General features: G+C 74.3%; 3 protein-coding genes. All 3 read left to right on the top strand.

Features of this window, described 5'->3' with window-relative positions; genetic code table 11:
* Nucleotides 1-1926, top strand: a 1926-nt coding sequence (locus ACTOQ3_RS43010; protein ID WP_440089812.1) for a type I polyketide synthase, incomplete at its 5' end; no start/stop codon positions are given.
* 33 nt (nt 1927-1959) lie between these two features.
* Nucleotides 1960-12936: a type I polyketide synthase gene (locus ACTOQ3_RS43005; RefSeq protein WP_440089811.1), complete on the top strand. Its 10977-nt coding sequence runs from the start codon at nt 1960-1962 to the stop codon at nt 12934-12936.
* A 29-nt stretch (nt 12937-12965) separates the two neighbouring features.
* Nucleotides 12966-14716 (top strand): type I polyketide synthase (locus tag ACTOQ3_RS43000; RefSeq protein WP_440089810.1); only part of this gene is annotated, 1751 nt, incomplete at its 3' end.

Raw genomic sequence — 14716 nt, 5'->3', positions numbered from 1 at the left:
CCGTATCTGCCGTTCGCCTGGAACGGGGTGTCGGTCCACGCGGTCGGCGCCACCACCCTGCGCGTCAGAGCGACCAGAAACGCCACCGCCAACGTCGGGAGCGTCGGCATCACGCTGAACATCGCCGACGGCAGCGGTGCACCCGTGGCCGACATCGAGGCGCTCACGCTTCGGGCCCTGTCCACGGCCGGCCTGGGCAACACCGCCGGCCAGAACCTGTACCGGCTCGAGTGGAGTGCGGCTCCGGCCGTTTCCGCCGCCGCGGAGGCGCCCGAGTGGGTGGTCGCCGATTCGCTGGACGGTGAGATCGCGGAGTGCGTGCTGGTCGAGGTTCCGGCCGGGGTGCACCAGGCGCTGGGCCTGGTGCGGGAGTGGCTGGCCGAGGAGCGGTTCGCCTCCTCGCGGCTGGTGCTCGTGACCCGGGGCGCGGTGGCGGTCGCCGAGGTCGAGGACGCGGACCCGGCGCAGGCCGCGGTCTGGGGTCTGGTGCGGGCGGCGCAGGCGGAACAGCCCGGCCGGTTCGTGCTGCTGGACGTGGAGGCCGGGCCGCTGGACCCGAGAACGGTCGGTCAGGCCCTCGCCTCGGGCGAGGCGCAGGTCGCGGTCCGGTCGGGCGCGCTGTGGTCGCCGCGCCTGGCACGCGCGGCCGTACCGGAGTGCGAGCGGCTGGAGTTCGGGCCGGAGTCCACGGTGCTGGTCACCGGCGGCACCGGCGGCCTGGGCGCGCTGGTGGCCAGACACCTGGCCGCCACCTACCAGGTCAAGCATCTGCTGCTGGCCAGCCGGCGCGGCGAGCAGGCCCCGGGCGTCACCGACCTGGTGGCCGAGCTGACCGAGCTCGGCGCCACGGTCACGGTCGCGGCCTGCGACGTCGGTGACCGGGACGCGCTGGAGCAGCTGATCGCGGCCATCCCCGTCCAGCACCCGCTGAGCGGCGTGGTGCACGCGGCCGGCGTCCTCGACGACGGCGTGATCACCGCGCTCACCCCCGAGCGGCTGGAGCGGGTCATGCGGCCCAAGGCCGGCGCGGCCTGGCACCTGCACGAACTTACCCGGCATCTCGACCTGTCCGCGTTCGTCCTCTTCTCCTCCCTCTCCGGGGTGCTCGGCGGGGCCGGCCAGAGCAACTACGCCGCGGCCAACGCCTTCCTCGACGCCCTGGCCGAGCACCGCAGGTCACAGGGACTGGCGGGCACCTCGCTGGCCTGGGGCCTGTGGGAGAGCGGGGGCATGGCGGACGACCTCACCGAGGCCGACATACGCCGCATGGAGCGCATGGGCCTGAAGCCGTTGCCGGTGGCGGACGGGCTGGCCCTGTTCGACGCCGGCCTGAACCACGACCTCCCGGCGCTGGTCGCCGCCCGGTTCGTCCAGGCCAGAACCACGGCCCGTACGGCGATGCCCCGGGCGGGCGCCCTGCACGGGCTCACCGAACGGCTGGCCGCGATGGAGCCCGCGGAGCGCCAGGCGGCACTGTCGGACCTCGTCCGCGGCCAGGCGGCCATGGTCCTCGGCTTCGCCGACGCCTCGGCGATCGAGCCCCAGCGCCAGTTCCAGGACCTGGGCTTCGACTCCCTCACCGCGGTCGAGTTCAGGAACAGGCTCAGCACCGTCACCGGGCTCCGGCTGCCGGCCACGCTGGTCTTCGACTATCCCACCTCGATCGAGCTGATCGAGTATCTGGTGGACCACTTCGACGGGGCGGAGGACGAGGAGGCGCAGACCCTGCGGCTCTTCGCCGAGATCGAAAAGATCGAGAACACCGTGACCGGGCTGGCGGAGGAGAGCGTCGCCCGCAACCGGCTGGTCGCCCGCCTCAAGGACTTCCTGACGGGCCTCAACGGCTTCGGCGCGGCCGACCAATTCGAGACGGCCACCGACGACGAGATGTTCGCCTTCATCGACAACGAGCTTGAAGTCTCCTGACCTGTGCGCTTCTGCTGAGAAGGAATACCCGAGATGGCAAACGAAGACAAGCTCAGGGACTACCTGAAGCGGGTTACAGCCGACCTCCAGCAAACTCGTCGGCAGCTGCACGAGATCGAGGGCCGCGACCACGAGCCCATCGCGATCATCGGCATGAGCTGCCGCTACCCGGGCGGGGCCACCTCGCCCGAGGAGCTGTGGCAGCTGGTCGCCGAGGGCGGTGACGGGATCTCCGAGTTCCCCGCCGACCGCGGCTGGCGCGAGGACCTCTACCACCCCGACCCGGACAACCCGGGCACGACCACTTCCAGGCACGGCGGTTTCCTCTACGACGCCGCCGAGTTCGACGCGGGATTCTTCTCCATCTCCCCGCGCGAGGCCATAGGGACCGACCCGCAGCAGCGGCTGTTCCTGGAGACGTGCTGGGAGACCTTCGAGCACGCGGGCATCGACCCGGTGTCGGTCCGCGGCAGCCGTACCGGGGTCTACGCCGGGGTCATGTACCACGACTACTTCCGCGCGGAGGCGCTCGGCAGTGTCACCTCGGGCCGGGTCGCCTACGCCCTGGACCTGGAGGGCCCGGCCGTCTCCGTCGACACGGCGTGCTCCTCGTCGCTGGTCGCGCTGCACCTGGCGGTGCACGCCCTGCGCAGGGGCGAGTGCTCGCTGGCACTGGCCGGCGGCGTCACGGTGATGGCGACCCCGAACACGTTCATCGAGTTCTCCCAGCAGCGGGGCCTGGCCAGCGACGGCAGGTGCAAGTCGTTCGCCGGCGCGGCCAACGGCACCGGCTGGGGCGAGGGCGTGGGCGTGCTGCTGCTCGAACGCCTCTCGGACGCCACGGCGAACGGGCACAACGTGCTCGCGGTCATCCGTGGCAGCGCGGTCAACCAGGACGGCGCCAGCAACGGGCTGTCGGCCCCGAACGGTCCCTCCCAGGTCCGGGTGATCAGGGAGGCGCTGGCCGACGCCGGCCTGTCGCCCTCACAGGTCGACGCGGTGGAGGGCCACGGGACCGGCACCACCCTGGGCGACCCCATCGAGGCGCAGGCGCTCATCACCGCCTACGGCCAGGACCGGGCCCCCGGCAGGCCGCTCTGGCTGGGCTCGCTGAAGTCGAACATCGGTCACACCCAGGCCGCCGCCGGCGTCGGCGGCGTCATCAAGATGGTGATGGCCCTGCGGAACGGCGTGCTGCCTCAGACGCTGCACGTGGACGAGCCGACCGAGCACGTGGACTGGTCGGCCGGCGCCGTGGAGCTGCTCACCGAGGCCCGTCCCTGGAAGCGTCACGACGCGCCGCGCCGGGCGGCCGTCTCGGCCTTCGGGTTCAGCGGCACCAACGCCCACATGATCATCGAGGAGACGCCCGTCCAGCCCGACGAGGCCGAGCCGGAGAGGCTGCCGCTCCCGCTGGTGCCCTGGGTGGTCTCCGCCAAGGACGAGCAGGCGCTCGCGGCGCAGGCCGGCCGGCTCCACACGTGGGCGGTCGCGCACGACGACCTGCCGATCGAGGACATCGGCTGGTCCCTGGCGACCGGCCGGGCCGTGCTGGACCGGCGCGCGGTGGTCGTCGGAGCGGACCGGGCCGAGCTCCTGGCCGGGCTCCAGGCCCTCGCGGAGAACGCGGCCCTGCCGGGAACCGTCACGGGAACCGGGACGGGCGGGCAGCTCGCCTTCCTGTTCGCGGGCCAGGGCAGCCAGCGGGTGGGCATGGGGGCGTCCCTCTCGGCGGCGTTCCCGGTGTTCGCCGACGCGCTGGAGGAGGTCTGCAAGGTCCTGGACCCGATGCTGCCGCACCCGGTGCGCGAGGCGATGTTCTCCGGTCCGGAAGAGGTGCTGGCCGAGACGGGGATGACCCAGCCGGCGCTGTTCGCCTTCGAGGTCGCCCTGTACCGGCTTCTCACCTCGCTCGGCGTCACCCCGGAGGTGCTGGTCGGCCACTCGGTCGGGGAGATCGCCGCCGCCCACGTGGCCGGGGTGCTCTCGCTGCCCGACGCCTGCACGCTGGTCTCCGAGCGGGCGCGGCTCATGCAGGCGCTTCCGGCAGGTGGGGCGATGCTGGCGATCGCCGCCCCCGAGGCCGAGGTGCTGCCGCTGCTGGAGGGGCGCGACGTCGGCATCGCGGCGGTCAACGGCCCGGAGGCCGTGGTGATCTCCGGCGGTGAGGCCGCGATAGAGGAGATCGCCTCCCTGGTGAACGCCCGCACCCGCAGGCTTCGCGTCTCGCACGCCTTCCACTCTCCGCTGATCGAGCCGATGCTGGCCGAGTTCCGCCAGGTCGCCCGGTCGCTGACCTACCACGAGCCGACGGTGCCGATCATCTCCGACGTCACCGGCAGGCGCGCCCAGGCGGGACAGCTGACCGACCCCGGCTACTGGGTGGACCACGTACGGCAGGCGGTCCGCTTCTCCGACGCCGTCACCACCGCCCGCACCGGCGGCGCCACGGTGTTCGTCGAGATCGGCCCCGACGCCGTCCTGACCAGCCTGGCCAGGCAGATCCTCGACGGCGACGACGCCGTCGCCTTCGTGCCGACCGCGCGCAAGGACCGCGACGAGGCGCGAGCCTTCGTCGAGGCCCTCGGCCACCTGCACGGCAGGGGCGTCGTCGTCGGCTGGGACGCCTACTTCGCCGACGCCTGCCCCCGGCGCGTCGACCTGCCCACCTACGCCTTCCAGCGCAAGCGCTTCTGGTTCATGCCGGGAAGCGCCGCGCCCGAGCAGGCGGCCGACGCCGTCGACCCCGAGTTCTGGTCGGCCGTGGAGCGCGAGGACGTGGCCGCGCTCGCCGCGACGCTGAACATCGAGGACGGCTCGCCGCTGGCCGCGGTGCTGCCCGCGCTGTCGTCCTGGCGGCGCAGCAGGCGCGAGCAGGGCGTGCTGGACTCGTGGCGCTACCACGTGACGTGGGAACCCGTCACCCTGCCGGACGCCAGGCCCTCCGCGCTGTCCGGCACCTGGCTGATCGCGGTCCCGGCGGCGCGTGCCGCCGACGCCTCGGTGCTCTCCGTCGCCGAGGCCCTCGAGCGGCACGGAGCCAGGACCGAAGTGATCGGGCTGGGCGACGACTTCGGCGGCGAGACGCTGCCGTACGGCGACATCGCGCCCGCGGGCGTCCTCTCCCTGCACTGCGACCTGGCCCTGACCCTCTCGCTGATTCAGGCCACGGACGGCCTGAACGCGCCGCTGTGGATCGGCACCGACGGCGGCGAGAGCGTGAGCCGCGTCGACTTCGTCCGCGACCCCGAGCAGGGGGCGGTGGCCGGCCTGGGCCGCGTGCTCGCCCTGGAGCACCCCGGCCGGCCGGGCGGCACCGTCGACCTGCCGGAGACCCTCGACACGCGCGTCCTCAACCGCCTGGTGAGCGTGCTCGCCGGAGCCGGGGAGGAGGACCAGCTGGCCGTCCGCGCCTCCGGGATCTTCACCAGGAGGCTGACCAGGGCGCCCAGGCGGCGGACGGGCCCGGCCGGACGCTGGCAGGCGCGCGGCACCGCCCTGATCACCGGAGGCACCGGCGGCCTGGGCGCGCACGTGGCGCGCCGGCTCGCCCGCGGCGGCGTCGAGCACCTGCTCCTCACCAGCAGGCGCGGCGCGGACGCCCCCGGCGTCACGGAGCTCGTGGCCGAACTCGAAGGGCTGGGCGCGCGGGTCACGGTCGCCAAATGCGACGTGGCCGACCGCGCCGCGCTCGCCGCCCTGGTCGGCGAGGTCGAGGCGGGCGGCGACACCATCCGGTCGGTCTTCCACACCGCGGGTGTCCCGCACATCCAGCCGTTACTCGACCTCGGCCGCGACGAGCTGGCCGAGGCCACCCAGGCCAAGATCACCGGCGCGGCCCACCTGGACGAGCTCTTCGCCGGCCCGCTCGACGCCTTCGTGCTGTTCTCCTCCGGTGCCGGTGTCTGGGGCGGCTCCCACAACGGGGCCTACGCCGCGGGCAACGCGTTCCTCGACGCGCTCGCCGCCCACCGCCGCGCCCGAGGCCTTCCCGGGACGGCGATCGCCTGGGGCTTCTGGGACGCCGCGGGCGGCGGGATGACCACGCTGCTCGGCGAGGACGACGCCCGCAGAAGCGGCGTCCGCTACATGGACCCGCTCACGGCCGTCGAGGGACTCTGGCAGGTACTGGACGACGACGAGACCACCCTGGTGATCGCGGACATCGACTGGCCGCGTTTCGCCCCGCTCTTCGCCATCGCCCGCAGGCGCCCCCTGCTGGAGGGCGTCCCCGAGGCCGTCGCGGTGCTCGAGACCGGCGGCGAGACCGGCGCGGGCGCCGGGGAGGTGTCCGAGCTGGGCGCCCAGCTGGTCCGGCTCAGCCCGCAGGACCAGACCCGCCTCCTGGTGGCCCAGGTCCGCAAGGAGGTGGCGGGCGTGCTCGGCTACGCGGACCCGTCAGAGGTCGGCGTCGACCGGGCCTTCCGCGACCTCGGCTTCGACTCCGTCACGGCCGTCGAGCTGCGCGGCAAGCTCAACCTCGCCTTGGGCATCCGCCTGCCGGCCACCGTGGTCTTCGACTACCCGAACGTGAAGGCGCTCGCGGAGCTGGCCAGGACCGAGATCCTGGGCGTGCAGGAGGACGTCGCGACCGCCGGGAGGGATCGCGGCGACGTGTCCGACGACCCGATCGTGATCGTCGGGATGAGCTGCCGCACCCCGGGCGGGGTGAACGGCCCCGACGACCTCTGGCGGCTGGTCGCCGAGGGCGAGGACGCCATCTCCCGGCTGCCCGACAACCGGGGCTGGGACGTCGAGGGGATCTACGACCCGGACCCGGAGGCGGTCTTCGCCTCGTACACGCAGGACGGCGGTTTCGTGCTCGGCGCGGGCGAGTTCGACCCCGAGTTCTTCGGGATCTCGCCGCGTGAGGCCCTCGCGATGGACCCGCAGCAGCGGCTGCTGCTCGAAGCCTCCTGGGAGGCGATCGAGCACGGCCGCATCGACCCCGGCTCGCTGCGCGGCAGCCGGACCGGCGTGTTCGTGGGCGCGGCCTACGAGGAGTACGGCCGCCACTCCGACCAGGTGCCGCTGGAGTCCATCGGGCACCTGGTCACCGGCACGCTGAGCAGCATCGCCTCCGGTCGCGTCGCGTACGCGATGGGGCTCGAGGGGCCCGCGGTCACGGTCGACACGGCGTGCTCGTCGTCGCTGGTGGCGCTGCACCTGGCGGTGCAGGCGCTGCGCAACGGCGACTGCGACCTGGCCCTGGCGGGTGGTGTCACGGTGATGTGCACCCCGCTCGGCTTCATCGGCTTCAGCCTGCAGGGCGCGCTCGCCAGGGACGGCCGGTGCAAGTCCTTCGCCGGCTCGGCGGACGGCTTCGGACTGTCGGAGGGCGTCGGCATGCTCCTGGTCGAGCGGCTGTCGGACGCGCGCCGCAACGGCCACCCGGTCCTGGCGGTGATCCGCGGGTCGGCGATCAACCAGGACGGCGCGAGCAACGGCCTGACCGCGCCGAACGGTCCCTCGCAGCAGCGGGTGATCCGCCAGGCGCTGGCCAACGCGGGCCTGTCGCCGGCGGACGTGGACGCGGTCGAGGCGCACGGCACGGGCACCACCCTCGGCGACCCGATCGAGGCGCAGGCGCTGCTCGCCACGTACGGTCAGGACCGGCCCGAGGACCGGCCGCTGTGGCTCGGCTCGGTGAAGTCGAACATCGGCCACACCCAGTCGGCGGCCGGCGTGGCCGGGGTCATCAAGATGGTGATGGCCCTGCGGCACGGCGTGCTGCCGAAGACGCTGCACGTGGACGAGCCGAGCCCGCACGTGGACTGGTCGGCCGGCAGCGTGGAACTGCTGACCGAGGCCGTCACCTGGCCGGACAGCGGGCGCGAGCGCCGCGCCGCCGTCTCGTCGTTCGGCATCAGCGGCACGAACGCGCACGTGGTGCTGGAGGAGGCCCCCGCCCAGAAGGACGAGGCGCAGGCGCCCTCTGAGCTGCCCGCGCTTCCCGCGGTGCCGTGGGTGCTGTCGGGGCGGAACGCCCAGGCCCTGCGCGACCAGGCCGGACGGCTGGCGCGGGCGGTCGCCGGATCCGAGGCGCGCCCGGAGGACGTGGCCCACTCGCTGGCCGTCTCCAGGTCCGCGTTCGACCACCGCGCGGTGGTCGTGGGCACGGACCGCGACGAACTGCTCGCCGGGCTGCACGGGCTCGCGGACGGCGCCGCCGTCACCGGGGTGGTCGAGGGCACACCAGGCTCGGGCGGCAAGACGGTGTTCGTCTTCCCGGGCCAGGGGTCGCAGTGGCCGGGGATGGGTGTCGAGCTGCTGGACTCCTCCGCGGTGTTCGCGGCGCGGATGGCGGAGTGCGAGGCGGCGCTGTCGGAGTTCGTGGACTGGTCGCTGACCGGGGTGCTGCGGGCCGAGGAAGGCCAGCCGGGCTTCGACCGGGTGGACGTGGTCCAGCCGGTGCTGTGGGCGATGATGGTCTCGCTCGCCCAGCTGTGGCAGTCACTCGGGGTCGAGCCGACGGCGGTGGTGGGCCACTCCCAGGGAGAGATCGCCGCCGCGGTGGTCGCCGGCGTGTTGTCGCTGGAGGACGGCGCCCGGGTGGTGGCGTTGCGCAGCCGGGCGATCGTGGCGCTGGCCGGCCGGGGCGGGATGGTCTCCGTCGCGCTGCCGTCGGCCGAGGCGGCCGAGCGGCTGGACCGCTGGGACGACCGGGTGTCGATCGCCGCGATCAACGGCCCGGCCTCCACGGTGGTCTCCGGTGACGTGGACGCGCTGGAGGAGCTGCTCGCCGACTGCGAGGCGGCCGGGGTGCGGGCCAAGCGGATCGAGGTGGACTACGCCTCGCACTCGGCGCATGTCACCGCGATCGAGGACGAGCTCGCCACGCTGCTGGCGCCGGTCGCGCCGCGTACCGGCCACACGCCGTTCTTCTCCACCGTGACCGCCGGCTGGATCGAAGGCGCCGAGCTCGACGCCGGGTACTGGTACACCAACCTGCGCCGACCGGTCCAGCTGGAGCCGTCGGTGCGCGCGCTGATGGAGCAGGGACACGGCGTGTTCGTGGAGTGCAGCGCCCACCCCGTGCTGACCATGGCCGTCCAGGAGACGGCCGACGCGGCCGACCACGACGTCACGGCCATCGGCACCCTGCGGCGCAACGAGGGCGGCCAGCGCCGGATGTGGTCCAGCGCGGCCGAGCTGTGGGTGCGCGGCGGCGACGTCGACTGGGAGCGGGCCATCGCCCCCGCCCGGCCGAGCGTCGTCGACCTGCCCACCTACGCCTTCCAGCACCAGCACTTCTGGCTCGAGGAGCGCACCGCCACCGCCGGTGACGTCGGCGCCGCGGGCCTGGGCGCGGCGGGCCACCCCATGCTCGGCGCGGCCGTGTCACTGGCCGGCGCGGAGGGCGTCCTGCTCACCGGCAGGCTCTCGCTGAGGACGCACCCGTGGCTCGCCGACCACGCGGTCAACGGGCAGGCGATCCTGCCGGGAACCTCCTTCGTCGAGCTCGCGCTGCGCGCCGGTGACGAGGTCGGCTGCGACCTCGTCGACGAGCTCACCATCCAGGCGCCGCTCACCCTGCCGGAGCGGGGCGCGGTCCAGCTGCAGCTCGCCGTCGGCGCGCCCGACGACGAGGGACGGCGCACGCTCGCCGTCCACGCGCGGCCCGACCGCGGGCTGTCCGACGACCCGTGGACCTGCCACGCCGTCGGCGTCCTCGCGACCGGCGCCGCGCAGCGACCGGTCCAGGACACCGCCGCCTGGCCGCCCGAGGGCGCCGAGGCCATCGACGTGTCCGGCATGTACGGCTGGCTGGCCGAGGCCGGTCTCGGCTACGGCCCCACCTTCCAGGGACTGCACGCCGTCTGGCAGCGTGGCGAGGAGGTCTTCGCCGAGGTTGCCCTGCCGGAGGGCACCGACACCGGCGGGTTCGGCCTCCACCCCGCGCTCCTCGACGCGGCGCTGCACTCGATCGCGCTGCACGCGACCGGCGCGCAGGCCGGGCCGCAGATGCCGTTCGCCTGGACCGGCGTGCGGCTGCACGCCACCGGGGCCACCTCGATCCGCGCCCGGCTGTCGATCCGGGAGGCCGGCCGCGTGGCGCTCACCGTCACCGACCAGGCGGGCGCCCCGGTCGCCGACGTGGCGGCCCTGCTGCTGCGCCCGCTGCCCGCCGCGGGCACCGTCCCGGCCGCCGGTACGGCACGCGACTCGCTCTACGCCCTCGACTGGGCGCCCACCCCGGCCGGAGAGGCGCCGGCCGGGCAGCGGTGGGCCGTCGTCGGCGACGCGACCGGCCTGTCCCGCGCCGGGATCGACGCCGCGCGGCACGACAGCCTGGCCGCGCTCCTCGCGACGGAGCAGGTGCCCGACCTGGTGTGCGTGTCGCTGGACGGCGGCCCCGCGGGCGCGCTGGCCGCGGCCGTCGCCGACCGTACCTGCGAGGTGCTCGACCTGCTGCGGACCTGGCTGGCCGAGGAGCGCTTCCCGTCCTCGCGGCTGGTCCTCATCACCCACGGCGCCGTCGCCGCGACCGGCCACGACGAGGTCGCGGACCTGCGCAACGCCGCCGTCTGGGGGCTGGCCAGGTCGGCGCAGTCGGAGAACCCGGACCGGCTGATCCTGCTCGACCTGGACGGCCACCCGGACTCCTACCGGGCGCTGCCGGCCGTACTGGCCGGCGGGGAGAACCAGCTCGCGCTCCGCGAGGGGACGGCGTACACGCCCAGGCTGGCCCGCGCCGGATCCGGGCGCGGCACCGCGCTGGTCCCGCCCGCCGGGACCGGCAACTGGCGGCTGGACGTGAACGGCCGCGGCACGGTCGACAACCTGACGCTGCTGCCGGCGGACAACCCGCCCCTGGCCCCCGGCGAGGTCAGGATCGCCACCCGGGCGATGGGGCTGAACTTCCGCGACGTGCTGATCGCCCTGGACATGTACCCCGGCGACGCCCCCATGGGCGGGGAGGGCGCGGGCGTCGTCACCGAGGTCGCCGACGACGTCACCACGCTCGCGGCGGGCGACCGGGTGATGGGCATCGTCGACGGTTTCGCCCGGCTGGCCGTCGCCGACCACCGGCTGCTCGTCCGCATCCCCGACGGGTGGACGTTCACCGAGGCGGCGTCCGTGCCGATCGCCTTCGTCACCGCCTACCACGCGCTCGTGGACCTGGCCGGCCTCCGCGCCGGCGAGTCGCTGCTGGTGCACGCCGCCGCCGGCGGCGTCGGGACGGCCGCCGTGCAGCTCGCCCACCACCTGGGGGCCGAGGTCTACGGCACCGCCAGCGAGGGCAAGTGGGACGCGGTGCACGCGCTGGGCGTGCCCCGCGAGCGGATCGCCTCCTCGCGGACGCTGGAGTTCGCGCGGGCCTTCGGCTCCGGGGTGGACGTGGTGCTCAACTCCCTCGCCGGGGAGTTCGTCGACGCCTCGCTCGGGCTGCTGCGCCCCGGCGGGCGGTTCATCGAGATGGGCAAGACGGACGTGCGGGACCCGGCCGCGATGCTCCCCGCGCGTTACCAGGACTTCGACCTCACCCGGCTCGACACGGCGCGCACCGGCGAGATCCTCGCCACGGTCGTCGCGCTGTTCGCGGAGGGCGCGCTCCGGCTGCCGCCGATCCGCGACTGGGACGTCCGCCGGGCCGGTGACGCGTTCCGGCACGTCGCCCAGGCCCGCCACATCGGCAAGGTCGTGCTGACGATGCCGGCCGAGCTCGACGGCGAGGGCACCGTGCTCGTCGTCGGCGGCACCGGCGCGCTCGGCGCGCTCGCGGCCAGGCGGCTGGTCACCGAGCACGGCGTGCGGCACCTGGTCCTGGCCGGCCGCCGCGGCCCCGAGGCCGCGGGCGCCGCCGCGCTGGAGGAGGAGCTGACCGGGCTGGGCGCCACCGTACGGATCGTCGCGTGCGACGCGGCCGACCGGGACGCCCTGGCGGCGCTGCTCGCGGAGATCCCCGCCGAGCACCCGCTGACCGGCGTCCTCAGCACGGCGGGCGTGCTGGACGACGGGATGATCTCCTCGCTCACCCCGGAGCGCGTCGAGGCCGTGCTGCGGCCGAAGGTCACCGCGGCCGTCAACCTGCACGAGCTCACCGCCGGGCTCGACCTGGCACGGTTCGTGCTGTACTCGGGCGCGGCCGGCGTGTTCGGCAGCCCCGGCCAGGGCAACTACGCGGCGGCCAACGCCTTCCTGGACGCGCTCGCCCAGCACCGCCGGGCACGCGGGCAGGCGGCGACGTCGCTGGCCTGGGGCCTGTGGTCGCCGCGGAGCGGCAGCGGGATGACCGGCCACCTGGACGAGGCCGACATCGGCAGGCTGAACAGGTCCGGGATGGGCGCGCTCGACCTGGACCAGGGCCTCGACCTGTTCGACCTGGCCATGGGCGCGGACCAGGCGGCACTCGTGCCCATGCGGCTCGATCTCGCCACGCTGCGCGCGGGCGCGGCGGCCGGCTTCGGGCACCCGCTGCTGCGCGGCCTGGTGCGGACCACGGCCCGCCGCGTCGTGGCGGCCGAGTCGCAGGAGGCCGAGTCCCTCACCGACCGGCTGGCGGCCCTTCCCGAGGCCGACCGGACGCCGATGCTGCTGGACCTGGTGCGGAGCCACGTGGCCGCGGTGCTCGGCTTCGCCGGGTCCGAGGTGGTGGAGCCCGGCCGGGCGTTCAAGGAGATCGGCTTCGACTCGCTGACCGCGGTGGAGCTGCGCAACCGCCTCAAGACCGCCACCGGGCTGCGGCTCCCCGCCTCGCTGGTCTTCGACTACCCCAACCCCGCCGCGCTGGCCGGGCACCTGCTGGAGGAGATCGCGCCACCGGCGCACAGCGCGGACCAGCAGATCCTGGCCGAACTCGACCGGATCGAGGCCAGGCTGGCCGTCGTCGCGGCCGAGTGCGCGACCTCCGAGGACATCACGGCCCGGCTGGAGCAGCTGCTCTTCTCCTGGAAGGAGAGACGGCCGGACTCCGGACCGGCGGAGGAGGACGTGGCGGGCCGGCTGGCCGACGCGACGGCGGACGAGATTCTCAACTTCATCGACAACGAGCTCGGCATCTCCTGAGCAGGCGTAGTAGCGAGAGAGGAAGGCAGATGGCAACAGAAGCACAGCTCGTCGAGTACCTGAAGCGAGTGACGACCGAGCTTCACGACAGCAAGAAGCGCCTGCACGCGGCCGAGGAGAAGGACCACGAGCCCATCGCCATCGTCGGCATCGGATGCCGCTACCCGGGAGAGGTCGAGAGCCCGGAGGACCTGTGGCGGGTCGTGGCCGACAGGACCGACGCCATCTCGAACTTCCCCGAGGGGCGCGGCTGGGACCTGGAGACGCTCTACAACCCCGACCCCGACGCGTTCGGCACCTCGTACGTCGCCGAGGGCGGGTTCGTGCACGACATCACCGAGTTCGACCCCGGCTTCTTCGGGATCAGCCCGCGTGAGGCCGTCGCGATGGACCCGCAGCAGCGGCTGCTGCTGGAGACCTCGTGGGAGGCGATCGAGCGGGCCGGCATCGACCCGGCCACCCTGCACGGCAGCAGGACCGGCGTGTTCGTGGGCGCCAACAGCCCCGAGTTCCTCACGATGATGACGCAGGCGCCGCCGGAGCTGCAGGGCTACATGATGACCGGCGTCGCCACCAGCGTGGTCTCCGGCCGCATCTCCTACACCCTGGGACTGGAGGGCCCGGCCGTCACCATCGACACCGCCTGCTCGTCGTCCCTGGTCGCGCTCCATCTCGCGGTGCGCGCGCTGCGCAACGGTGACTGCACGATGGCGCTGGCCGGAGCGGTGACCGTGCTGGCGACCCCCGGCACGTTCGTCGGCTTCAGCCGGGTGCGCGCGCTGGCCAGGGACGGGCGTTCCAAGGCGTTCTCCAACGCCGCCGACGGCATGGCGCTCGCCGAGGGCGCCGGCGTGCTCCTGGTCGAGCGGCTGTCGGACGCGCGCCGCAACGGCCACCCGGTCCTGGCGGTGATCCGCGGGTCGGCGATCAACCAGGACGGCGCGAGCAACGGGCTGACCGCGCCGAACGGTCCCTCGCAGCAGCGGGTGATCCGCCAAGCGCTGGCCGACGCCAGGCTCGCGCCCGTCCAGGTCGACGTCGTCGAGGCGCACGGCACGGGTACCGCGCTCGGCGACCCGATCGAGGCGCAGGCCATCCTGGCCACGTACGGCCAGGACCGGCCCGAGGACCGGCCGCTGTGGCTCGGCTCGGTGAAGTCGAACATCGGCCACGCCCAGGCCGCCGCGGGCGCCGCCGGGGTCATCAAGATGGTGATGGCCCTGCGCAACGGCGTCATGCCCGCCACCCTGCACGCCGAGGAGCCCTCCGAGCAGATCGACTGGACGGCGGGCGACGTGGAGCTCCTGAAGGAGGCCCGTCCCTGGCCGGCCGGCGCGGAACCGCGCAGGGCGGGCGTGTCCTCGTTCGGCATGAGCGGCACCAACGCGCACGTGATCATCGAGGAGGCCCCCGCCCAGGAGGCGGTCGAGGCCGAGGCGCCCGCCGAGGTGCCGGTGGCGCCGTGGGTGCTGTCGGCGAAGACGAGCGAGGCGCTCCGGGCACAGGCCGGGCGGCTGGCGGCGTGGACGGCCGAGCGCGGCGAGCTGGGTCTGGCCGACGTGGCGCACTCGCTGGCGGTGTCGCGGTCGGCCTTCGAGCGCCGGGCCGTGGTGGTGGGGGACCGGGCCGAGCTGACGGCGACCCTGGAGCGGTTCGCCTCCGGCACGGTGTCGGGCGCCGTCGAGGGAGCGGCGGGAACCACGGGTAAGACGGTGTTCGTCTTTCCCGGTCAGGGGTCGCAGTGGCTGGGGATGGGGGTTGAGCTGCTGGAGTCGTCGGC

Source organism: Streptosporangium sp. LJ11, assembly GCF_051918945.1.
Lineage (GTDB): Bacteria > Actinomycetota > Actinomycetes > Streptosporangiales > Streptosporangiaceae > Streptosporangium.
Note: the sequence above shows the minus strand (reverse complement) of the source record. Positions and strands in the feature narration are given on the sequence as shown.